This is a genomic window from Parabacteroides sp. CH2-D42-20 (assembly GCF_003670185.1).
Lineage (GTDB): Bacteria > Bacteroidota > Bacteroidia > Bacteroidales > Tannerellaceae > Parabacteroides > Parabacteroides distasonis.
Map to the genome: position 1 here is coordinate 1 of NZ_RAYG01000021.1, position 22,193 is coordinate 22,193.

A 22,193-nucleotide genomic window follows, 5' to 3' on the forward strand; every position below is an offset into this window, starting at 1 on the left:
CGTCTTAGGTGAAAGGAGTCAGTCGAAAGATTGGCTCCTTTTTTTGGTATATACACCAGCCGTTGTAGAGATGTGGCACGCTACGTCTTTACAAAGAGGGAACGTGGATAGATTAGTCGTTTATTTCTTTAGCTAGAGATTCCCGTAGTTTCCGGACTGCCGTGGCGATGTGGGCTTCTAATGTCTTTACTGATATTTCTAGGATATTTGCCGCATCCTTATATTTCATCTTATCTTCACGGATCAGTTTAAAAGCCATCTTGCATTTATCCGGGAGTGTATTGATCGCCTCATTTAAATGATCGATGCATTCTTTGGAAATAAGTTCTTCCTCGGGCGTAGTATCGGTATGTGCGAATAAATCGATCGTATTCTCATCGATCTGGACTTTCTCCATATGCTGTGTCCGGTATAGGCTGATGGCTTTGTGGCGGGCTATGCCATAGATATAAGAATCGAAGTTAGAGATGTCCGGTAATGACTTTCTATTATTCCAAAGACTTAGAAATGTATCAGAGACAATTTCCTCAGCTTCTACAGAGGAAGGCACATAAAGGGATGTAAACCGCATTAGCCTCTGAAAATAGGCTAAATAAAGCGATTTAAAAGCAGTTTGAGAATCGGATAGCGCGATTTCACAGACCCATTGCATTATTTCTTTGGAGTGTTTTTCCAAGTAACTAGAATCTTGTTAACTTATTTCCCTTCTAAATATATAGTCGCAAATGTATATAAAAACCCTTAGTGGATCTCTCTCTTAAAAGAGAAATACTTGATGTTAATTTCAACCTAATTTCATATCTGGTTGTTTTTGAATCTAATCCGCAGGTTGTAACATCATTGTAATATGTATGTAACGGATGCGAAATAATTGTTTCAGAACTTTGCGCAAGAATTATAACAATCAGTATGGAAACATTTTATTTGTTCTTGGTCATATTTTTGTTTGTATTGGCCATCGTAGATTTATCGGTCGGTGTTAGTAATGATGCCGTGAATTTCTTGAATTCAGCTATCGGCGCGAGAGCCGCATCCTTTAAAGTTATTATCGCTATCGCTGCTGTGGGAGTCTTTGTCGGAGCGGCGTTATCCAATGGTATGATGGATATCGCCCGGCATGGTATTTATCAACCCCAGCATTTTTATTTCTCGGAGATCATGTGTATCCTTGCGGCCGTTATGCTTACGGATGTGGTGCTACTGGATATTTTTAACTCGTTAGGTATGCCGACCTCGACAACGGTTTCCATGGTGTTTGAGTTGGTGGGTGGAACGGTAGCGATCGCCTTGGTAAAGATCGCTAGTTCTTCAGGCGCTTTGCAATTGGGGGATCTGCTGAATACCGAAAAGGCTTTTACCGTGATTCTGGGTATCTTTCTTTCTGTGGCGATCGCTTTTTTCTTTGGTGTGATCGTGCAGTATCTGTCCCGGATCTTGTTCTCGTTTAATTATAAGAAAAGCTCTAAATATTTTATTGGTCTGTTCGGAGGTTTAGCGGCCACTTCCATCATTTACTTTATGCTGATAAAGGGATTGAAGACAAGTTCTTTTATGACGGGTGAGTTCAAGGATATGGTGTATGCCAATACGGGGATGATCGTTTTGGGATGTATGGTATTTTTTACGATCTTGATGCAGGTATTGCATTGGTTGAAGGTGAATGTATTCAAGGTAGTCATTTTGATGGGTACGTTTGCCTTGGCGTTGGCTTTTGCCGGGAATGACTTGGTGAACTTTATCGGAGTCCCCTTGGCTGGCTATTCCTCTTATATGGACTTGATGGCGCAGGGAGGGACCACTACCACGGATACATTTTTGATGACCTCCTTGTTGGGACCGGCCCAGACACCTTGGTATTTCTTGGTGGGTTCCGGGGTCGTGATGGTAATCGCCTTGGCTACCTCCAAAAAGGCTCAGAACGTGGTGAAGACTTCCTTGGATCTGTCTCGTCAATCGGATGGAGAGGAGTCTTTCGGTACATCGCCTGTCGCACGGGTATTGGTACGGAATTGCAGTAATATATCCGCTACGATATTAAGTATCGTGCCCACTCCGGTTAAGAACTGGATTGATAGCCGTTTCAACCAAAGCGAGATGATCATGGATGACAAGGCTAGCTTCGACTTGGTACGTGCCTCGGTGAACGTGGTTTTGTCCGGATTGCTGATCGCTTTGGGAACCTCCTTGAAATTGCCTTTATCTACGACGTATGTGGCTTTCATGGTCGCTATGGGTACTTCGTTGGCAGACCGTGCTTGGGGGCGTGAGAGCGCCGTATATCGCATCACAGGCGTATTGTCCGTGATAGGTGGTTGGTTCATTACGGCAGGGGCTGCTTTTACGATCTGTTTCATCGTCGCTCTTTTGATTTATTGGGGAGGTATTCCAGCTTTGGTCGCTATGATTGGTTTGGCGATCTATTCGTTGGTTCGTAGCCACTTCGCTTATAAGGCTAAATTGCGGAAAGAGGCATTGAAGGAGGAGGTGAATTCTACGGTGTCTAAACTTCGTAAGGCTACGGATACCCGTGAGGCTTTGGCACTGTTCCGCGAGCATAGCCGTGAGGAATTACAATCCGATCTGGATTTTACGGCGGAAGTATTCGGTAAGGCGGTAAATGGATTCATGAATGAGAACCTCCGTGAGTTGCGCAAGGTCTTGACTGCCGTGGAGGAGAAGAAGATTCACTTGAAGCAAGTGAAACGTGTCGGTACGCTTGGCGTTACCCAATTGGATCACGATATCGCCGTGGAGAAGGGGCTTTATTATTATCAAGGAAATGACTTCGCCAGCGAGATCATATTCAGTATCCGTCGCTTGGCAGAACCGATGAAAGATCATATCGATAATAATTTCAGCCCGTTGAGTCCGGTACAGAAAGATGATTTTGGTAAGGTATCTGAACAAATCATCTCCTTCTTGAGAAATTGCGCTACTATGATCCGTAAAAACGATTATATTGGTTTTGAGGAGCTGATCGCTGAGTCGATTACTTTGATGAACCAACTTACCGCCTTGAAGAAAGGGGAGTTGAAGCGTATCCAAGGGCAGTCCGGCAGCACGAAGGTGAGCATGGTTTATTTGAACATGGTACAAGAGGCCCAGAACGTGGTTTCTTTTACGGCGAACCTTTTGAAGGTGAGCAGGAAGTTCCAGAAGGAATAATCAGTCTCTATTCTATTGGGATGGTGGGAGACGGGGCATGCCCCGTCTCTACTGGTTTATAGGGTTAGCATCTTCTTTTCTTTGACTAAATCACTCTCGTCCATCCGCAGGGATGGGACTGTACACATCTTGATAAAATCTCCTGTTTGGCAAGTATAATCATAGTAGGCCTGTTGTTCCGGGGTAAAATCTTCTTTATCGATCAGTCCGCTTTTCCGGCTCATGAATTCATCGATCTCCGTGCTTTCTGATTCCTTGATAAGAAGGATTCGGCGGGCGATCGGGTTACGATTATAATCCTGCCCGATGTATAATCCTCGTAATTGGCGGGGATTCTTGAAAAATGGTATTTGCAGGTATATCGTTACCATCGTGAATTGGGGCGCTTGGTTCTCGTTCAGCATGCAATGGAAATTCTGAGGATCGGGCATGATCCCGAATCCCCATTGAGCCTCTCCATAAGCGCTGATCCGCCCTACACGGACTTGATTATCCGAGGGGGAGAGTAGGAAGGGTTCCATCTTGAGGCAGTCCGAGGAGGAAGAAAGGCTGTAACTGGTATAGATTCCTTTGAAAGCCTCTATTTTAGAGGCGGAGAGCCGTGTCTCCTCCATCAATTGCTTGGCGAAAGGATTATCTTTTAGGCTATCCGGTTCGGCGAGCTCCATCTGGTCTAGGCGAAGGATCATCTCCTCTATATGGGAAAGCAAACGTTTTTTCGACACGTTATTCACTAGGGCGAGCGCCGAGTCCAGCGCTTCTTCCGGAGGGTAACTCTTGATGCCCTCGAAATAATTCGGCAATACGGTCGTATATAGGGAGGACAATATGCTGGGAGCCATATCGATCCAGTCGGCTATCTCTTTCATCTTAACCCCATTGCTTCGTAGATATTCGATCTTTCGGTAGAATTCTTGAAGATTGTTCATGTGTTTATATTCTTGATTTACCTTACAAAATAAGAGGACATATGTTGCGTTTCCGTTTCATGAATGTTACATAAATATTTCTTTATAATTTATTGATTCCTAGTTGAGTATTAATAATATACATTCATGGGTTCAGTAATATGTCTGTAACATGGCGGCTGTACTTTTGCCTTCGAAAATAAAACGACAGAAGATTATGGACACTGCGATACAGACAAATAAAACATCCCGGAGGCGGGTTTCCGATCTCTTCTTCATCCTATGGGCCGGAGGGGCCGCTTTGCTTTCTTATTCCTTGGTATATATGTTGCGTAAGCCTTATACGGCTGCCGCTTTCGAGGATCTGGAGGTATTCAATATGGACTATAAGGTGGCGGTTACGATCGTGCAGATCTTGGGGTACGTGGTGTCGAAGTTCATGGGAATTAAGTTGATATCGGAGTTGCGGCGGGAAGAGCGCTTGCGGTTCATCTTGATGTCCGTGGTGATGGCGGAACTTTCGTTGGTATTCTTCGGGTTGCTCTCGGCTCCTTATAATATAGCGGCGATGTTCTTGAACGGGCTTTCGCTGGGATGTATGTGGGGGATTATTTTCAGCTTTATAGAAGGACGTAGGATGACGGATGTCCTCGCTAGTTTGTTGGGCGTAAGTATGGTGATCAGTTCCGGTACGGCAAAGTCTGTCGGCTTGTACGTAATGGATACGTGGCAGGTCAGCGAGTTCTGGATGCCCGCCTTGATCGGGGCGGTGGCATTGCCTTTGCTAGCCTTGTTGGGATATGCGCTGAACCGGCTTCCACAGCCTACGGAGGAGGATATCGCCTTGAAGTCGGAGCGGGAGACCTTGAACGGGCGGCAGCGTTGGGAGCTTTTTAAGCATTTCATGCCTTTCTTGACGATGCTTTTCGTGGCGAATATAGCGATCGTGGTATTGCGGGATATCAAGGAGGACTTCTTGGTGAATATCATCGATATGTCCGGTTACTCGCCTTGGTTGTTCACGCAAATAGATAGCGTGGTGACCTTGACTATCTTGGCGATCTTTGGTTTGATGGTGCTCGTGAAAGATAATTTTAAGGCGCTTTCAGTCCTGTACGGTTTGATTATTACGGGCATGATGGTCATGGCGTTCGTGTCGTTCGGGCAGGAGCGGATGGGATTGAGCCCGGTGACATGGCTTTTCTTGCAGAGCCTTTGCCTGTATATGGCTTACTTAACCTTCCAGACGATTTTCTTCGATCGCTTCATCGCTTGTTTCAAGATACGGGGAAACGTCGGTTTCTTTATTGTCTTAACAGATTTTCTGGGGTACACGGGTACGATACTGGTATTGGTGCTAAAGGAATTCGTGGGTACGAGATTGGACTGGGCGGTATTTTATAACCAACTTGCCGGATATGTAGGGATCTTTTGCTGCGCCACTTTTGTCGCTTCCTTCGTATATTTGCGGCAACGCTATCGCAAGGAGACCGCTTTATGTGGCTGCGAGGAAATAGCAACTCTTGAACCTACCGAAAACAATGTCCTTACGATCGCTTAAACAAGAAAATTATTAAATACGATACATACAGAATATGAAGAAGATTTCAGGTGTCATTATGGATTGGGCCGGTACGGCCGTGGATTATGGATGCTTCGCTCCGCTGAACGCTTTTCTCAAGGTATTCTCGGAAGAGAAAGGGATTGATATCACTTACCGGCAGGCCCGTGAGCCGATGGGTCTCTTGAAGATCGATCATATCAAGGCGATCTTGAGCATGCCGGAGGTGAACGAGAAGTTCCGTGCCCTGTATAAGAGGGACTGGAACAAGGGGGACGTGGATGAGATGTACGCTAGTTTCGAGAAACATTTGTTCGCTTCCTTGAAGGATTTCACCACTCCGATACCGGGAGTCTTGGAGACGATGGCGATGCTTCGCGAGCAAGGTATAAAGATCGGCTCTACGACCGGGTACACGGCGAAGATGATGGAGATTGTCCGTCCCGGAGCCGAGGCCAAAGGATATAGGGTAGATAATCTGGTGACACCAAACGAGGTCCCGGTCGGTCGCCCCGCCCCGTATATGATCTATAAGAATATGATAGATTTAGCGATTCCTTCCGTAGATCAAGTGGTGAAGGTAGGAGATACGATCGCTGATATTAAGGAGGGCGTGAACGCCAAGGTATGGAGCGTCGGTATCGTGACCGGTAGCAACGAGATGGGCGTGAGCGAGGAGGAATATAACAGCCGTCCGGCGGAAGAATGGGAATCTCTGAAGAAAGAGGTGCGTGAGCGTATGTTGGCGGCGGGGGCTCATTTCGTCTTGGATACGATCGCCGAGCTGCCCGCTTGCATCGAGAAGATTAACAACAGGAATTAAGCTTGATAACCGAATAGAATAAAACAATCATATGAGAAACTATTTATTATTGACACCGGGCCCGTTGAGTACGTCGCAGACGGTACGTGAGGCCATGCTTCAAGATTGGTGTACGTGGGATAAGGATTATAACGAGGGTATCGTTACCCCGATCCGTAAAGGCTTGCTGGCGATAGCGGGACTGGACGGGGATGAGTACACCAGTGTCCTGCTGCAAGGTAGCGGAACGTATTGTGTGGAGGCTACGATCGGGGCTGCTGTCCGTCCGGAGGATAAATTGTTGATCCTCGCTAACGGTGCTTATGGCAAACGTATGGCGCAGATCGCCGATTATTATCATATCAATTACGTACTGGTCTCTTTGCATGAGACGGAACTGGTAACCGGCGAGGTAGCCCGACGTGCCTTGGAGGAACATCCCGGTATCACGCATCTCTCAATGGTACATAGCGAGACCACGACCGGTTTGTTGAATCCGATTGAGGAGGTAGCCGAGGTGATCAAGGGCCGGGGGATTACCTTTATCGTGGATGCGATGAGCAGCTTTGGCGGTGTCCCTATCGACGTGAAAGGTTTAGGTATCGACTTCTTGGTCAGTAGCGCGAACAAATGTATTCAAGGAGTTCCCGGCTTCGGCTTTATCCTCGCCCAAAAAGATAAATTGATGGCGACGAAGGGGAATGCCCGCTCGCTTTCCTTAGATATCTATGCCCAGTGGGAAGCGATGGAGAAAGGGGGAGGCAAATGGCGTTTCACGTCTCCGACGCACGTGGTTCACGCTTTCTACCAAGCGATGAAGGAATTGAACGAGGAAGGCGGTATCACGGCTCGTTATAAGAGATATCAAGAGAATCACCAGATATTGGTGGAAGGTATGCGTGGATTGGGTTTCAAGACCTTGCTGCCCGATGATGCCCAAGGGCCTATTATCACTTCGTTCTTATATCCTTCCGCGGATTTCGATTTCACCTCGTTCTACGCACGGCTGAAGGAGAAAGGCTTCGTGATCTATCCGGGTAAGATCTCGGATGCGGATACGTTCCGTATCGGTAATATCGGAGATATCTTCCCGAAAGATATGGAAGCCTTGATACAATCGATTAAAGAGATCCGGTAATTGATGCCCGTAACGTAACGAGTCCTTCGGGGCCCATATTGAACAGCAAATCCGCTATACTCAGATTGGGGAGGAATCCGAATTTCTCCCGGAATACTTGATAATAAGGTTCCGGGCGGAAGGCGGGATCTTCCCCTTCGTGTTTCGGGCGGATCGTTTCCCGGAAATCGTTGGCTACCTCTGGCTCATAATGCTCGGTGTAGACGACTGCGGGTTGCATATCCAACAGGTCACAGACTAGACGGCGCAGTTCCTCGTTGAAGTCGAGGAGGAACTCGTATTTCTTTTCGTAGAAAGGAGCGAAGTCATCGGCATAATACTCGAAAAACGGACTCATATTGTAGGCCGATACCAAAGCGTTCCAGTGTAGGTGCCGCCAGTTTCCGTGGTCGGAGATACGGATGTCCTTGGTCTGGCATTTCAAGGTATCCGGCTTGACGATGGGGATGGATAGGGAGAGTGGGCCGTTCGCGGCGGCGATGGAACAGCGGTTACGATAGGTTTGCTTCACGTAATTCTCGGCGGTCTCGATACGGACCTCCGGGTATTGGAGCATCTTACAATATTGTTGTATGGGGCCTAGATAGGCGGTCGCTATATATACAGGTCGCATGTTAATGAACGGGTTTAAAGATTCGTTGTTTGTCGGGGCTGTACCAGCAGAGCCAAGCGTTGCCGACGATATGGTCGGCCGGTATGAAACCGAGATGGCGGGAATCTACCGCCTCGTTGGTATTATCGGACAGTACCCAATAGTAGTCTTGTTGGAAAAAGAAGAAATTAGTCTCCCGCCCGTCCAGATATAACTTTCCGTCACGGAAGGAAGCTTTACCATCCGTCTCCCGCATGATGATCTCCTTGCAGGCGGTGAGCGAGGCGGCGTCCAGCGGGTAAGCCCGGTCTTTCCGGGGGACGATCAACATGTATTCTTGCATTTGTTCCCCGATAAAATGACGGTTTATGGCGTCGGGCAATTCCTCCCTCAATTGATATTCTTCGAAAGCCGTGAGGCTGAGCATACAGCCGAAACTTTCCTGCCTGAAATCCCTAAGTGGGATGTCCAACTTCTCTAACGTCTCCAAGAACGTCTCCTTGGCGCTCAGTGTTATGAAATAGGAACAGAGGGAGCGAGGAGAGCGGGGGATTTTATGCCCGTTTATCGTATATCCGTCCATGCTGACCCGGATCGTATCGCCCGGCATACCGATGCATCGGCTGATGAATAAGGGAGCATCCGCTGAATCTCGAGAGAGCGGGCTGGTAAAAAGCACGACCTTGCCCCGGACGGGCTTATTCTTCCCCGGTATTTTATTGACTAGGATATAATCCCCTTTATGCAAAGCCTCTTCCATAGAGTCCGTGGAGATGCGATAGGACTCTATGCAGAAAAGGCGTATGAGCATGACGATCCCCGCGGCTAGTGCGAAAGCTGCCAGCCATTTCATGAGAACTATCAGGAATCGTTGGATTGTCATAATACGAAGTTTTCACCTCTTAATCCGGATGCACCCAACGGAACAGGCGGTTCCAACGGATACCACCGTCGAACAGACTGCGATCCTTGTCCAAGGATAGCCAAACCAAGATCGGCTTGCCGACAATGTGATCCTCGGGTACGAAACCCCATGAGCGGCTATCCGCGCTATTATGGCGGTTATCGCCCATCATCCAGTAATAATCGTATTTAAACGTATAGGAAGTCTCGGGCTTGCCGTTGATGTAGACCTTGCCGTCCTTCACTTCCAAGGTGTTGTTCTCGTAATTCTTGATACAACGGCTGTACAACGCCAGATTACGTTCGTTCAACGGGATGGTAGCCCCTTTCTTCGGGATCCAAAGCGGCCCGAAGTTATCACGGGTCCAGCCAGTATTGTATCCGACCGGATAGGTAGGGCCGCCCAACGTCTCCGGCTCGATGATAACCTTCTTCACGGTAGGTAACTTCTCCGCTATCGCCAAGGCCTTTTTCGTGAGTGGCAGGCGATATACCGGGTTGTACTGTCCGTTCGCGTTAGGCGTAAAGCCTAGGTATGACAATAGGTTCTGGTAATAACCGCCGCTGGAGGCCAGCATACGGTCATCCTTGCTTACGTCCATTAGGCGGAATTGCTCCTCTGTGATCGGGGAACCGTCTGTTTCGATGAAGTAGTTGAACTGCATATCTTTCGGGTTCTCGGCGGGTTTACCGTCTATGTACACTTGGTTGTCTATGAGTTGGAGCGTATCACCCGGCATACCGATACAACGCTTCACGTAATTCTCCCGTTTGTCGACCGGGCGGTACATAACCTCGCCGAACGTGGCCTTATCCAATAAGATACGTTCCCGTCCGTACTCCTCGACCAAGGAGTAGTAATCCGGGTTTTGCACTTTCACGGCGATCGTGTCGCCTGCGGGGAAGTTGAACACTACGATATCATTACGTTTCACGTGCCCCAAACCTTTCACCCGTTTGTAGCCCCATTCCGGCCAATCCAGATACGATTTACAGTTTAAGATAGGCAACGTATTTTGTACCAACGGGAAGGAGATCGGCGTGTTCGGTACGCGAGGGCCGTAACTTAATTTGCTGACGAACAGGTAATCTCCTACCAGCAAGGATTTCTCCAAGGAAGAACTCGGTATCTGATAGTTCTGGAAGACGAACAAATTGATGAAATAAACGGCTACCAGCGCAAATACGATATCGTCCACCCATTCCAATACGTTGCGTACCGTCGGGTTCTTAGACCGTTTCCAAGCTCCCCAAGGGATGTAGTGCGTCAAGAATATATCGACTAGGACGATTAATCCCAGCAGTAGCCATACGTTTTGCATCCAGATAGCGAACAATGTGTATAATACGGCCGCTATACTAAACTTGATCCATTGTTTTTTCGTGAACTTCTTCATCTTTTAGCTAATACGTTTAGAATTTGAATAAGTCATTCATGCCTAGGAAACCTTTCTTTCCGGCGGTAAACTCTGCCGCTATTACGGCGCCTAGCGCAAATCCGGCACGGCTCTTGGCATCATGCTTGATACTGATCGTATCTACGTCCGACTCATACGTGATCTCGTGGATACCCGGAACCTCACCCTCACGGATGGCGTGGATCGGCAGGTCGGTCGCGTTCTCGGCGTTCTCTAAGGTCCAGCGGTCTTTACGATCGATGTTTTCCAAGATACCTTCGGCCAACGTGATAGCCGTTCCACTGGGCGCATCCAGCTTGTGGATATGGTGGACTTCCGTCATTTTAACGTCGTAGGAGGGGAAGTTGTTCATGATTTTCGCCAGATACTTGTTCATGGCGAAGAAGATATTTACGCCGATGCTGAAGTTGGAGGCGTAGAAGAAGGTTTTGCCCTCTTTCTCGCATTTCTCCTTGATCTCGCCGATACGGTCCAGCCATCCGGTAGTACCCGATACGACCGGCACGCCTACCTCGAAACATTTCATATAGTTATTGAAAGCGGTAGCCGGGGTAGTAAACTCAATTGCCGCGTCGGCGCTCTTGAACGCTTCTGAATATATATCCTCAGCGTTATTGATATCTATGATGGAAACAATTTGATGTCCTCTTTGGATGGCGATCTGCTCGATCGTTTTGCCCATTTTCCCGTAACCTATAAGTGCAATTTTCATACTTTAATTCAATTAATGTCGCAAATATACAGAAAATGAATTACATTTGAATCCAAAATCTTAACTCTGAAAGAATATGGAACGTTTATTACACTATGTTTGGAAATACAAACTCTACGCAAGTACTCCATTGACTACCACCGAGGGGCTTCCTATCGCTGTTATCGATCCCGGAATACAAAACACCGACGCCGGTCCCGACTTCTTCAACGCCAAGATAAAGATTGACGGCACGGTATGGGCCGGAAGCGTGGAGATCCACGAAAAAGCTTCCGATTGGTTGCTGCATCATCATGATTCAGATAAGGCATATGACTCCGTTATCTTGCATGTAACGGGTGTGAATGACGCATCTATCTGCCGGATGAACGGTGAGCCTATTCCTCAATTGATATTACCCGTTCCGGAACCTGTCCGGAAAAATATCGATTGGTTATTGGTAAGAGAGGTGCCCGTCCCCTGTCTTGAGCGGATTCAAGATGTGGACTCCGTGCATCTGGCCTCATGGATGGATACCTTGCTCAGTGAGCGGCTGGAACGAAAGACAGAGGATATATACCGTCTGCTGGATCAGTACCAAGAGGATTGGAACGAGGTGTTCTATATCCTATTAACCCGTAGTTTCGGCTTTGGCGTGAATAGCGACGCTTTCGAGTGGTTGGCGAAAAGCCTCCCCCTACGATATATCCAAAAGCAAAGGGCTAGCGAGTCGCAAGTAGAGGCGATGCTTTTCGGACAAGCGGGTATGCTCTCGGAAGAGGGCTCCTGCCATTACTACCGTCTGCTGAGGCGGGAATATGAGTTTCTCCGCCATAAGTTCGGGCTCAAGCCTTTGGATGACTCCTTGTTCAAAAGCCTCCGTATCCGTCCGACCAACTTCCCGCATGTGAAGTTGGCGCAACTGGCCGCTATCTGGCATCGGTACGATACGTTATTCTCGATGATCCTGTCCGCTTCTTCTCCTAAAGAGATCAAGGATTATTTCCGTATCCAACCCTCGGATTATTGGAAGAATCATTATCATTTCCGTTATGCCTCTCCGGAGAAAGAGAAGGAGATCGGGGAGAATGCTCTTAATATATTGTTGATAAACACGGTTGTCCCTCTGCTTTTCGCTTATGGGGGGCGGAATAAATTACCGGAATATTGTACCCGTGCGACTCGTTTGTTGGAGAGTATCCCACCGGAACGAAACCATATCGTAACCGCTTTCGCTCGATCCGGTATCCATGTCCGTAACGCCGGTGATACGCAATCGCTCATCCAGCTGAAACGGGAATATTGCGAGAAGCGAAAGTGTTTGTATTGCCGGATTGGGTTCAGGTTACTGAAACGGAGTGTCAATCCTCCTCTTTGAGGGATGTATGTATTTTCTGTCTTTGTGGTTGTTGGTGATATAATGTACTATATATAAGTCATTCGATTTGGTTATACTTTTGTCTATTGCGAAGATGCTGTTTTTTTAAGTGATTGATAATCTGTTTTGGCAAAACACGTGCATGTTTTTGGGAAGGGGGTGTGTCAAAATGTACATATCCCCTTAATTGTGTTGCAAAGCATGTAAAACAAAGAGTCAAAAAAACCTCATTAACAGAATAAAATGTTTTCTTTGCAGAGTTGTTCGTTTTAAGAGCTATCAAACATGGAGAGTGACTGATTGACCAAATGAACCTTGACTATACAAAGGCGTATAGCTTGGCTGTTTATATAGCCGGGCTTTTTTTGTAAACAGGCCTTTAAGGGACCTGAATGACCGGAACTTTAATTATGGCAGAAAGCATGTCCCGTGACAGGGATGCGCTTTCTTGGTAAATCCGGTTATTCTCTGGTAAGCCATAAAACATGAGGTGAAGCCTCTGTTTTCTCAACTAAAATCTTGCCTATATCGCTATTTTTCTGTAACTTAGTAAAAAAATAAAAAGACAAATGCCCACAAAAACACACTTTCGGGATTACGCTCCCAACCAAACGGTTCTTTTTCCCGGCAGAATTGATGAGAACATAGCGGCGAACGATCCGGTCCGTGTGGTCAATACGGTTGTTGACAATCTCAATCTTGACAATCTCAAGAGGCTTTATAAAGCAACCGGTCGTTGTCCTTATCATCCTAAAATGATGCTTAAGGTGATTATCTACGCCTACATGAACAATATCTATTCTTGCCGTAAAATAGAGAAACTTCTTTTACGTGATATTCATTATATCTGGCTTTCCGGCAACGAACATCCGGATTTTATTACCATCAACCGTTTCCGTAATCGTGTAAAAGAAGAGATAAATAATGTATTCACGCGGTTGGTCCTAGCCGACAAGGGTCTCATCAGCCTTGACGTAGAGTATATCGACGGTACCAAGATCGAGTCCAGAGCCAACAAATATACTTTTGTCTGGCGCAAGACAGTCGAAAAGAACCGTACAAGGCTGATGGATAGGATCCGCGTTTTCATGGAGCAGGTGGACGAGGCCATAGCCCAAGAGAACTCCGCCAAAGACACCCCCGTAGAGTTCACCCCCGCCATGCTCTCAGATATAGTGAATGAACTTAAAGAGGCGCTGGAACACCAGCCTGTAACAAAGGACAGGGAACAAAAGAAAGTCATCCGGGAAAAGAAGAAACAGGTCCGGGAACTAGAGGAGTACCGTGACAAGTTGATGGAATACGACAACCGTCTTGACACTCTAGGAGAACGCAACTCCTATTCCAAGACCGATCCTGATGCCACCTTCATGCGCATGAGGGAAGACGCCATGGGAAACGGGCAGACCAAGCCCGGATATAATCTGCAAATAGGTACCCAGAACCAATTCCTCATAGACTTCCGACTGTTTCCCAACCCAACCGATACACTGACCCTCATACCTTTCTTCCACTCCTTTGGGCAACGCTATAACCGCTTACCAACTGTGGGTGTGGCAGATTCCGGTTACGGCTCGGAAGAAAATTACCGGTTCATGCAGGAGAATGGTATAGAAGCCTTCGTCAAGTACAACTACTTCCATAAAGAACAGCGTCCCCGTCATACTCCCAATCCATTCCATACGGAGAGTCTCCATTACAATGCGGAGGAGGATTATTACGTTTGTCCTATGGGGCAGCACATGAACCGTATAGGAACCAGACGTGACAAGACAGTTAGCGGATACGTCACCGAAAGTGCCCGGTATAAAGTACAAAGATGTGGAGGGTGTCCTTTGCGCGGCAGTTGCTTTAAAGCCCGGGGGAACCGTATCATAGAAGTCAACCACCGGTTAAACCAATACAAACGGCAGGCACGGGAAAGGCTGCTCTCGGAAGAAGGCGTCAGGCATAGGGGAAGGCGATGTATAGAACCGGAAGCGGTTTTTGGACAGATGAAACACAACATGGCATACAGAAGGTTCCGGCATGTGGGAGAAGACAAGGTTACTATGGACTTTGCCTTCTTTGCTATAGCTTTTAACATCAAAAAGATGTGTACAAAACTACTAAAAGCTGGAAGGAGAAGGAGTGCACACACTATATTTATCTTTATCAGACCACGTGTGACTCAACATACGACGAATATTAAACCTTATTACCTAATTACTGAAAAAATAGTTGCATAGACAAAAAAAGAGGAACGGCTATCTTAAGATAAAAAAGGAGATGTGTCTTAGTTTTGACACACCCCCTTCCAGAAAATAGGCTGATGTTTTTTCTGCCTGAGTTGCGGTGATATTCTTCAACTTGGTTTTCAGTTCTGTTTTAAAAAGACCTCTCTGCTACTCATCGATATTATCGTCTTCGCCCTCATCTTCATCGTGGTCGCTTCCAAAACAAGGATTGTCTGTTGGCAGCTGTTGATTCATCTTCAACCAACGGCTCCAGCCCGTAGCCTTGTCAAAAGCCAGATTGCCATAGGTTTTATCTCCTGTACTCCCCCAAGATCCGATATTCTGGTCATTCATATCCGTTACGGATCCGTCCCAATTTAGCTTCAGTTTATCTCCCATTACCCATCGTCCATTCTCGATCAAGGTAACACCTAAGCTGATTGACAGACCCTCACTCGCTAATGCGCCTGTCAGCTCTTGATATACGAATATATCATCTAAGGCACGCTGCGCCTGAGCTGTGTAAGAGATCAAGTTGGGATTCATGGAATAGAACGCTAATTTCCGCATATAATCGATTGCGTCGAAAAAATAAGCACCCGGCTGAAACCGATAACAAGCATTGGTTGCGGCATCATATTTATCTTGGTCCTCTTCATAAGTATTCACCAGCTCGTCCGTAAATAGCTTTATAGCATCCATTAGTTTCGGCCATGACGATAAATTTGCCAAAGCAAGATCTACGGCGTTGTAATATGTCCCCCACAATGACACTACTTCATGGATATATTGCTTGATTGCCGGCTCAAATTCGTCTTGTTCTGTTAAATTCTCTATGAGGGATGCATAATTACCACCTACCCCCGGTATACTATGTGCAGACCCCATCGCATAATCCGCAATTTCCGTCAGGCTGCTATAATTCTCGAGCATTCCCATAAGGCAAGCGTCATAATAGAGCATCTTCAAATGCGTATCAGACTGTTTTACACCAGTGATCAGATCATCTAGGGAAAGACCTACTTGATTCAGGTTATCGTCATAAATAACACCTTTTGTTTTGGGTTGATCATCAATGGGACTCCAACCACCACCATGATTCCAAAGAATTAAGATGTAATTTTGAGCCGGGCAACGTTCTTTACTCCACTGGATAAATTCAGCTAAGTTAGCCGGATCGTAAAGCGGCAGAGAGACATCCAAGACTGTTTCTTCGTCTACATCACCATCTTTATTCTTATCTTCTAGGATGAAGCGGCGAGTCCCCTTTAAATCAGGGTCGTTTTGAAAGTCTGCGGAGAACTTCACTTGGCATGTCATCTTGACCTTGTCATTTGTGCCGGCTAATAACGCCTGATCCAAGTTACTGGCCATTGCTAGGTCCAAATTGCCTCCACCGCAACCATACAGCATCAACGTTACTCGGCCATTCCCAACTCCGGTTCCGGAGTTGGAACCGGATCGTCATCATTGCAACTTGTCAAACTCAAAGCCATGCTTAGCATCATGCATGACACGAAATAAAAGATTTTTTTCATGATTATAAAATTTGTAAAATAAATGTGTTATTTCTTTTTCTTTATTTTTCTAAACTTAGCGATGGAGGCTATAAAAGCCCCCATTGCCGATTATAGGATATATTGGGTAGTTAGTGTTTTTAAATATCTATATATTAATAATTCATCTGTTTCATGAACTTAGCGCTTCCGTCCTTGAACTTCAAGATGTATAATCCCTCCGGCAAGGACAATACGTCTATCCGTACGCTTTGCTCATCCAGCCAAGTAACCGATAAGTTCGCATACGATTTGCCTGTCGCGCTATATACCAAGGCCGGGCCTTGCTCCACACCCTCGGCGATCACACACGTTGTCGCTGGGTTGGTTACCGGCTTTGAGGCGGTAGCGCTTGTTCGTGCCGGCTTCAACGCCGGTGTCTGTGCGCATAGCCCCATTACGGATAAGGCAAAAATGTTTAGTAATAATTTCCTCATAACGTTTGTTATTTTTGTTTTTTTAATAGAAATGATGCAAAAGTAGCCGGATTCTTTTGTTGGAAAGAGATTTCCGTAGCGGTTGCTCTCCACGGGAATCTCTTTTGTTCTCCACGAGAATCACATATATTACTAAGAATTATTGATTCCCAGCAGTTTCAGATGAACTCTTTAGTCTGCTTTTTGCTGTAGTCATATTTGTTTATTCTTGTTTGGTACCAAGTAAGTCTTCATGCAGCTTGCTCCATCCGGTCAGTTGATCGAAGCGGCAGGTGCGATAGGTAGCCAATTCCTCCGGGATCGCCAAGTAGCCTGCACATACATTATATATATGATTATGCAGTCCATCGCTTTGCAAATGACAGACGAGGACATCCTCCAGCACCTCGTGCAAACGGTTCAGATAAGGAACGAGCTGTACGTTGCCGCTATAAAGGCAGGCATTGCGCAGAAAGTCAGGCAGGTCGATGGCGTAATCAGCCCGGAAATTATCGAAAAAGTTATCTTCATTATGTTGATACATAGCCTTGAAGGCTCTTTGATAGCCCTTCTTGTAGGTCTCGCCCCACACGGTCGGCAAGTCGGTGGAATGGGTGTTCTTTTCCTGCAAGGTAGATCGCATGAGGGTAATGGTCTCTTGTAATACATCCCATAGGGGAGTAAGCTCTTTTAAGTGACTTACCTCGACAACTGTGCCATTCGATTGGTTGTCGTGAAACTCCTGCCAGAGATTCATGGTGCGGTGAGCTGTTCGGATCAGTGCGTCTTCCACTGTACGGCCTTCGGACAGATCCTCCAGCAGGGAAGCGTAATCGTAGGCAAAGTCGGGGATCGAGAAGGGTGAGCCGAGTAGGTAATCCGCCAGTCCCTCCCATTCGGCCAGCATCTCGATGCTACCTTGTAGACAGGAGTGGGCGATCATGGCCTCAAGTGGGATACCTGCGTCGCGGATCCCCTGTGCCAAGTGATAGGAAGACATCATGTCGTCTCCATCACTAAGTGTGGAGCGGGTTTTCACGGCTGGTATGTCTAAATAAGGGATAAATTCAAGGCCGTGCCCCGCAAAGACCAACAAATACTTACGATCGGGGTATTGCTGGGCCGACCAGCGAATAAAGTCGGTGAGTCTTGCCGGATCGATGATACTGAAATCGTCACTGGGGGCGAAGTCGGTGTCTTGAATCAGTTGGCCATCTTCACCGATGTAACGACGCACGCCGTTGTGCGCCTCGCCTTCACTCTTACCGGAGGCTTTGAACAAAGCGGTAATGGCTATATCCTGGCGGCCTGCGGTCGCTTGTGCGGCTTGGGTGATGGAGTTCATCTCGCTAAGATCGTGTTCCGGGTCACCTCCCGAGGCGTAAAAAAGCAGACAATAACCGTTCTCGGCCGGTTCGGGTTGTGACTGACTGTCCGGCAGGTCTTCGTTTGAACAAGATACCATTCCTAATAGAAGCATTAGAGGAACAGTAAAAAACACAAAGAATCGTTTCATAATATATACAATTAAGTTTTTAAAAATTAGAATAATAAACATAATGAATAATGAACAGTCATTCGTCAATCCACCCTTTGGACAATTCCTTGTTACGGTAATCGGAGGGTTTCATCCCATATTTCTTTTGGAACTGGCTGTAAAAAGCACCGTTCGACATTTGGGATTCTTTGGCGATTGCCTCCAAGCTCCATTGCGGATGCTTACGCATCAGGCGGGTGGCATGGTCGAGCCGGCATTGCTGTATGTACTGCGTGAAACTACACCCGGCAAACTCTTTGAACAAGATGGAGAATTTGTTGGTGGGTATGTGGAACTCTTTCAGCAAGTCTTGTTTTGTAAGACTCGTGTCTAGGTAGAGGCGGCGGTTTGTTATTTCATGGATCATGCGGTTATAGAGCGTACGGTCGTTATCCGTCAATTTGGGCATAAGGCGCGAATCAGCATCTTCCTTGGCCGGCATTTGGGATTGCTCCTCTTGTGGTCCCTGTAACGTTGCTTTTAGGCGGGTGTTCTCCTCCTGTTGGACAAAAAGTTCATCTTTGTATGTCATCAGTTCGTCGATCGTATGAATCATTACGTTGTTCTTATTTCGGATGATACGATTATAATACAGCATACGGACACTAAACGCGATGGCCGCGAGTAAAAACACGATGGCAGAAATGATGATGACATTGCGTAACCGTATGGAGGCGGTTTGCCGCTCGATCTGCCGGGCTTGCTCGTTGCTCTTGTACATTTCCGCCAGCTCCAGCGCATCTTCTTGACGGCTTTTTTCTTGAAGCGTATCCATCAAGGCGATGATATTGTTTTGCACATGGTTGGCGGCACGGAAATCTTCCATACCCTCGTAGGCTTGCAGCTCATATTTCAGGTGCCATTCAATATACTCATAGTTGACTGTATCGGAATGAGCCTGCTTGTACTGTTTCTCTCGGGTGATATAATGCAATGCCTCCCGATAACGTCGGGAAGCGATCAAATAAGGTATCCGTATCCCTTCCCCATCCGGTGTAGAGGCATAACGGGTACTGGCTGACAGGTCGTATAGCTTGTCGGCCTTTATTGTATCCCCTTTCTGCCGATAGATATAGGCGTATGCCGCATATCCGCTGGCGATTCGCATATCCACGAGGCCTTCAGGGGTATCATCGCATTTGCTCAGGTTTTCCATGGCCTTCTCGAAAACAGGCCACATGGCGATGGCTTCCTCATACCGTTTGTTTTCGCTAAATGAACTGATTTGCATGCCTAACGCATAGAGATAGTTGTCCCATTCAACCCAACTGGAACTTTTCCGGGCTTTCTCCTCCGTCACGTTTGTGGCAAAGCTGAAATGCCGGAATGCCTCTTCCTCTTGGCGCATTTGAAGTAAATTCTGTCCGAGGGTGACATGAAAGTTCGCTTCCGACATACGGTTGCCGGTCTCTTGCGCCAGCTTGATTCCTTCGCCGCAATAACGCACGCTATTCGCGTAATCTCCTTCCATATAATATTCATCGGCGATCAGTTCCACAAGCGATAGGAGTACCTCGGTATCTTCTCGCGCAGAAGGTAACTTATATGCTTCCAATGCGTATCGCAGCGCGCGTTTGTAATTGGAAAGCCCGTTGTGGTAGGCTAGGCAACGCAGGCGATTGATATCGAAAGGTGTCATTAGGGATTTCTGCTCGGCGGTATCAAGCAGCGCGAGTACCTCGTGCGGCCGAGTGATTGTCATATCCTGTATACGGGCGACATGATAGATACTGTCTTGCCCGGTCGTCATGCCGGGGGTATGCTTATTGGCGCAGCTCCATCCGATAACGAGAGAAATGACCCATAGGGGTACTATAAAGTGTCTTATTTTATTCATGTTTGATATCGATCAGATCATGTGGTAAAACGTAAACACGTAGAGCAGCCTTTTCAATATGTTGTGTATGATGTTGGTAAATTCTTCAGGTGTGATGTCGTCCCTGCCGATAAAATGGGGAAGTTCGTATTCGGGAAGCTTTTCTCTCATTTCAATGTTCTCGTTGATACAGCGCACAAGTGCGGTCTTGCATTTATTCAGTTTCCGTCGATAATAGACGACAGCGATGGAGAGCATCACGATGATGATCGCAGATAGGATGATCGCTATATATAAATACAATTGCTCCATTTAAATTTATCATTTTAATCTAGTGCGAAATTAGAAGAAATATTATGAAAGTGCCCCGTCTTTTTACGGGTGATTCTCCACGGAGATCATTTCTATTCTCCGCATAAATCATTTTTACGATGGGTTGTGACTAGTCGTAATCCGGAGCCAATGTCAGGGAAAAGCTAAAAGAGGATACTGCTAAGTTGAGTCTTCAAAAAAGTCGTACGTGTTTAGTGGAAAATATGTACGTCGGACAGATGTGGCTGTTTTCCACCGCTTTACCATCTGTCCGGACTAATTGCGTATCGGTTCCTTTGGTATTCAGCCGGAAGGTATATTTTTCTTCATTCTTTATTTGATTTCTTTGACATGCTTGCTGGTTTCATTTAAGAGTTTTAAATAAGTGTCGATATCGCCTTTTTCAACTTCCACTTCGATCTCTTTTTCTTGCCCAAGATCATATTTTCCGTTAGAAGTTGTATAGTTGATATACTGCCAAGAAGCCATGTCGTAAGATTCTTTTTTAGGAGTGAATTCCTCTTTTTTCGTGAAAATAATTTGTAGGTTGGCCGTGAAAGGAACTTTTACCTCGGATAACGATTTTGTCCATTCTGTTTTTTGAACCGTTTCTGACACTTCTTTTCCTGTGGTATCTGTGTACACGATTTGAATATCTGCGATCTCTAGCAGATCTGAAGCACAACCGTATGCATAATCGATATTTGCGGAAACTTCTTCCGGTGTTGGCTCAGGTGTAGGTGCGTCATCTTTATCTTCGCTACATGCGGTAAAACAGAAAAGCGTTAAGCAAGTAAGTAGCACGAATGCCATCGTTTTGAATTTGTAAATCATGTTGTATGAAAGTTTGTGTTTGTAAAATAATGAACTGTAAGATTGCTTATTAGTGATCGTTTATCTGCTTGTTATCAGAAGCGTCTGGTCTTCATCGAGCGCGGTCTTTATCTTGTCGGCTCCTTTGGTGACTTTGCACAGGCTAATCTCGTCACCTTCCACTTCTTCAATCTTAAGCCGGCCGATCATTGTCTTCGCTTCCTTGCCTGCGATTGTCTTGACGAGGAAAACATCAAATTGTAGTCCCTTATACACGCCGTCGGGTGCCCCCAGATCTATATAGACCTCCTTCTGCTTGTTTTTCTTGGCTTCACCTTTTTCAACGATAGAGGCACGTAGTGGAAACATCTGGTTATAAAAGCTAGCCACCTTGGAAGTAAGGCGTTCAAGGGCGTTGTTGATCGCTTTCTCGCCGGAAGTCATCCAATAAAGGTCACTGTCGTATACGCTGAATGTCTGACTGTTGATCAACGTACCATCGTAAGCGTCTTTCAAGTTCACGGTCACGCTTATAATCCCGCGGTAAGATGTATGGGTGGTTTTATTCCCTTTGCTGTCTTTATCTGTCTCCGTTTTGGAAACGGTGCTGATATTGACTATGGTTCCATCGGCATAAAGTGCCGGAATATTGTTTGAGAGCTCTTCTTGAGGAATTGCGCCATCGGACGGCCGGAAAAGAATAACCTTGCTCAAGCCATTGACAATGCTCGCCCTGACCGCTTCGGCATATTGGGGCTGCTGTTTGGTGGTTTGGCCGCTGAGAAGGACATCCGCCACATCCTTAAGGACCTTTACGGCGGCGTTAGGATTTCCTTCACTCGGCGGGGTGTATATGAGTTCTCCCACGCCCACCTTATAGATAACGTTCCTGTCCTTTTGTCCGAATGCGGGACAGAAGCTGATAATAGTCAAAAATAAAACGAATAGTCGAAATAGGTTCATGTTATTTA

19 protein-coding genes are annotated in these 22,193 nt (G+C 46.5%); 6 read left to right on the forward strand and 13 right to left on the reverse strand.

What is annotated here, in order from left to right:
• Positions 1-112 precede the first annotated feature (112 nt).
• Positions 113-652, reverse strand: coding sequence for an RNA polymerase sigma-70 factor (locus D7V92_RS12935; protein ID WP_022192324.1), 540 nt, complete (start codon positions 650-652; stop codon positions 113-115).
• A gap of 257 nt (positions 653-909) precedes the next feature.
• Here D7V92_RS12935 and D7V92_RS12940 point away from each other — a divergent pair, with 257 nt between their 5' ends.
• Complete coding sequence (locus D7V92_RS12940; RefSeq protein WP_044545184.1) at positions 910-3,165, forward strand: inorganic phosphate transporter; 2,256 nt, start codon at positions 910-912, stop codon at positions 3,163-3,165.
• 56 nt (positions 3,166-3,221) lie between these two features.
• Here the strand turns inward: D7V92_RS12940 and D7V92_RS12945 are convergent, their stop codons facing one another.
• Positions 3,222-4,094 (reverse strand): hypothetical protein, encoded by an 873-nt coding sequence (locus D7V92_RS12945; protein WP_009276618.1) that lies wholly within the window; start codon positions 4,092-4,094, stop codon positions 3,222-3,224.
• A gap of 196 nt (positions 4,095-4,290) precedes the next feature.
• Here D7V92_RS12945 and D7V92_RS12950 point away from each other — a divergent pair, with 196 nt between their 5' ends.
• Genes D7V92_RS12950 through phnW form a run of 3 tightly spaced genes read left to right on the forward strand, consistent with a single transcriptional unit; the run spans position 4,291 to position 7,574 of the window.
• On the forward strand, positions 4,291-5,634 hold the full coding sequence (locus D7V92_RS12950; protein ID WP_008774290.1) for a DUF5690 family protein: 1,344 nt from the start codon (positions 4,291-4,293) through the stop codon (positions 5,632-5,634).
• Between the two features lie 34 nt (positions 5,635-5,668).
• Positions 5,669-6,457, forward strand: coding sequence for a phosphonoacetaldehyde hydrolase (gene phnX, locus D7V92_RS12955; RefSeq protein WP_121773020.1), 789 nt, complete (start codon positions 5,669-5,671; stop codon positions 6,455-6,457).
• 31 nt (positions 6,458-6,488) lie between these two features.
• Positions 6,489-7,574 (forward strand): 2-aminoethylphosphonate--pyruvate transaminase, encoded by a 1,086-nt coding sequence (gene phnW / locus D7V92_RS12960; protein ID WP_036618811.1) that lies wholly within the window; start codon positions 6,489-6,491, stop codon positions 7,572-7,574.
• Here the strand turns inward: phnW and D7V92_RS12965 are convergent.
• From D7V92_RS12965 to dapB, 4 genes are read right to left on the reverse strand one after another with little or no spacing between them, the layout of a single operon-like run.
• Entirely contained in the window at positions 7,558-8,187 is a 630-nt protein-coding gene (locus D7V92_RS12965; RefSeq protein ID WP_008774292.1) for a WbqC family protein, read from the reverse strand. The two genes, phnW and D7V92_RS12965, sit on opposite strands and share 17 nt — an antisense overlap.
• A gap of 1 nt (position 8,188) precedes the next feature.
• Positions 8,189-9,049, reverse strand: coding sequence for a signal peptidase I (gene lepB / locus D7V92_RS12970; RefSeq protein WP_008774293.1), 861 nt, complete (start codon positions 9,047-9,049; stop codon positions 8,189-8,191).
• A 19-nt stretch (positions 9,050-9,068) separates the two neighbouring features.
• Positions 9,069-10,466: a S26 family signal peptidase gene (locus D7V92_RS12975; protein ID WP_121773021.1), complete on the reverse strand. Its 1,398-nt coding sequence runs from the start codon at positions 10,464-10,466 to the stop codon at positions 9,069-9,071.
• Between the two features lie 16 nt (positions 10,467-10,482).
• The gene (gene dapB, locus D7V92_RS12980; protein ID WP_005863996.1) at positions 10,483-11,199 is read right to left on the reverse strand and encodes a 4-hydroxy-tetrahydrodipicolinate reductase; all 717 of its coding nucleotides are present in this window, start codon (positions 11,197-11,199) and stop codon (positions 10,483-10,485) included.
• 76 nt (positions 11,200-11,275) lie between these two features.
• Here dapB and D7V92_RS12985 point away from each other — a divergent pair, with 76 nt between their 5' ends.
• Both D7V92_RS12985 and D7V92_RS12990 read left to right on the forward strand, forming a co-directional pair.
• Positions 11,276-12,556, forward strand: a complete 1,281-nt coding sequence (locus tag D7V92_RS12985; protein WP_121773022.1) for a DUF2851 family protein — start codon at positions 11,276-11,278, stop codon at positions 12,554-12,556.
• Between the two features lie 569 nt (positions 12,557-13,125).
• Complete coding sequence (locus D7V92_RS12990; protein ID WP_121773023.1) at positions 13,126-14,784, forward strand: IS1182 family transposase; 1,659 nt, start codon at positions 13,126-13,128, stop codon at positions 14,782-14,784.
• Between the two features lie 156 nt (positions 14,785-14,940).
• Here the strand turns inward: D7V92_RS12990 and D7V92_RS12995 are convergent, their stop codons facing one another.
• The 7 genes from D7V92_RS12995 to D7V92_RS13025 form a co-directional block, all read right to left on the reverse strand.
• Positions 14,941-16,146 (reverse strand): clostripain-related cysteine peptidase, encoded by a 1,206-nt coding sequence (locus tag D7V92_RS12995; protein WP_158598888.1) that lies wholly within the window; start codon positions 16,144-16,146, stop codon positions 14,941-14,943.
• A 298-nt stretch (positions 16,147-16,444) separates the two neighbouring features.
• On the reverse strand, positions 16,445-16,765 hold the full coding sequence (locus D7V92_RS13000; protein ID WP_121773025.1) for a T9SS type A sorting domain-containing protein: 321 nt from the start codon (positions 16,763-16,765) through the stop codon (positions 16,445-16,447).
• 202 nt (positions 16,766-16,967) lie between these two features.
• Positions 16,968-18,260, reverse strand: coding sequence for a clostripain-related cysteine peptidase (locus D7V92_RS13005; RefSeq protein ID WP_158598889.1), 1,293 nt, complete (start codon positions 18,258-18,260; stop codon positions 16,968-16,970).
• 58 nt (positions 18,261-18,318) lie between these two features.
• Positions 18,319-20,118 (reverse strand): helix-turn-helix domain-containing protein, encoded by a 1,800-nt coding sequence (locus D7V92_RS13010; protein ID WP_081031980.1) that lies wholly within the window; start codon positions 20,116-20,118, stop codon positions 18,319-18,321.
• Positions 20,119-20,130: 12 nt separating this feature from the next.
• Complete coding sequence (locus D7V92_RS13015; RefSeq protein WP_057328582.1) at positions 20,131-20,409, reverse strand: hypothetical protein; 279 nt, start codon at positions 20,407-20,409, stop codon at positions 20,131-20,133.
• Between the two features lie 333 nt (positions 20,410-20,742).
• Positions 20,743-21,222, reverse strand: a complete 480-nt coding sequence (locus D7V92_RS13020) for a hypothetical protein (protein WP_147441526.1) — start codon at positions 21,220-21,222, stop codon at positions 20,743-20,745.
• An 81-nt stretch (positions 21,223-21,303) separates the two neighbouring features.
• Positions 21,304-22,185 (reverse strand): hypothetical protein, encoded by an 882-nt coding sequence (locus tag D7V92_RS13025; protein WP_121773027.1) that lies wholly within the window; start codon positions 22,183-22,185, stop codon positions 21,304-21,306.
• Positions 22,186-22,193 lie beyond the last annotated feature (8 nt).

What these genes read in the sequence shown, in the direction of transcription:
- D7V92_RS12935 (WP_022192324.1), bottom strand. Translation starts at nt 652, where the DNA reads ATGCAATGGGTCTGTGAAATCGCGCTATCCGATTCTCAAACTGCTTTT.
- D7V92_RS12940 (WP_044545184.1), top strand. Translation starts at nt 910, where the DNA reads ATGGAAACATTTTATTTGTTCTTGGTCATATTTTTGTTTGTATTGGCC.
- D7V92_RS12945 (WP_009276618.1), bottom strand. Translation starts at nt 4,094, where the DNA reads ATGAACAATCTTCAAGAATTCTACCGAAAGATCGAATATCTACGAAGC.
- D7V92_RS12950 (WP_008774290.1), top strand. Translation starts at nt 4,291, where the DNA reads ATGGACACTGCGATACAGACAAATAAAACATCCCGGAGGCGGGTTTCC.
- phnX (WP_121773020.1), top strand. Translation starts at nt 5,669, where the DNA reads ATGAAGAAGATTTCAGGTGTCATTATGGATTGGGCCGGTACGGCCGTG.
- phnW (WP_036618811.1), top strand. Translation starts at nt 6,489, where the DNA reads ATGAGAAACTATTTATTATTGACACCGGGCCCGTTGAGTACGTCGCAG.
- D7V92_RS12965 (WP_008774292.1), bottom strand. Translation starts at nt 8,187, where the DNA reads ATGCGACCTGTATATATAGCGACCGCCTATCTAGGCCCCATACAACAA.
- lepB (WP_008774293.1), bottom strand. Translation starts at nt 9,049, where the DNA reads ATGACAATCCAACGATTCCTGATAGTTCTCATGAAATGGCTGGCAGCT.
- D7V92_RS12975 (WP_121773021.1), bottom strand. Translation starts at nt 10,466, where the DNA reads ATGAAGAAGTTCACGAAAAAACAATGGATCAAGTTTAGTATAGCGGCC.
- dapB (WP_005863996.1), bottom strand. Translation starts at nt 11,199, where the DNA reads ATGAAAATTGCACTTATAGGTTACGGGAAAATGGGCAAAACGATCGAG.
- D7V92_RS12985 (WP_121773022.1), top strand. Translation starts at nt 11,276, where the DNA reads ATGGAACGTTTATTACACTATGTTTGGAAATACAAACTCTACGCAAGT.
- D7V92_RS12990 (WP_121773023.1), top strand. Translation starts at nt 13,126, where the DNA reads ATGCCCACAAAAACACACTTTCGGGATTACGCTCCCAACCAAACGGTT.
- D7V92_RS12995 (WP_158598888.1), bottom strand. Translation starts at nt 16,146, where the DNA reads ATGGCCAGTAACTTGGATCAGGCGTTATTAGCCGGCACAAATGACAAG.
- D7V92_RS13000 (WP_121773025.1), bottom strand. Translation starts at nt 16,765, where the DNA reads ATGAGGAAATTATTACTAAACATTTTTGCCTTATCCGTAATGGGGCTA.
- D7V92_RS13005 (WP_158598889.1), bottom strand. Translation starts at nt 18,260, where the DNA reads ATGAAACGATTCTTTGTGTTTTTTACTGTTCCTCTAATGCTTCTATTA.
- D7V92_RS13010 (WP_081031980.1), bottom strand. Translation starts at nt 20,118, where the DNA reads ATGAATAAAATAAGACACTTTATAGTACCCCTATGGGTCATTTCTCTC.
- D7V92_RS13015 (WP_057328582.1), bottom strand. Translation starts at nt 20,409, where the DNA reads ATGGAGCAATTGTATTTATATATAGCGATCATCCTATCTGCGATCATC.
- D7V92_RS13020 (WP_147441526.1), bottom strand. Translation starts at nt 21,222, where the DNA reads ATGGCATTCGTGCTACTTACTTGCTTAACGCTTTTCTGTTTTACCGCA.
- D7V92_RS13025 (WP_121773027.1), bottom strand. Translation starts at nt 22,185, where the DNA reads ATGAACCTATTTCGACTATTCGTTTTATTTTTGACTATTATCAGCTTC.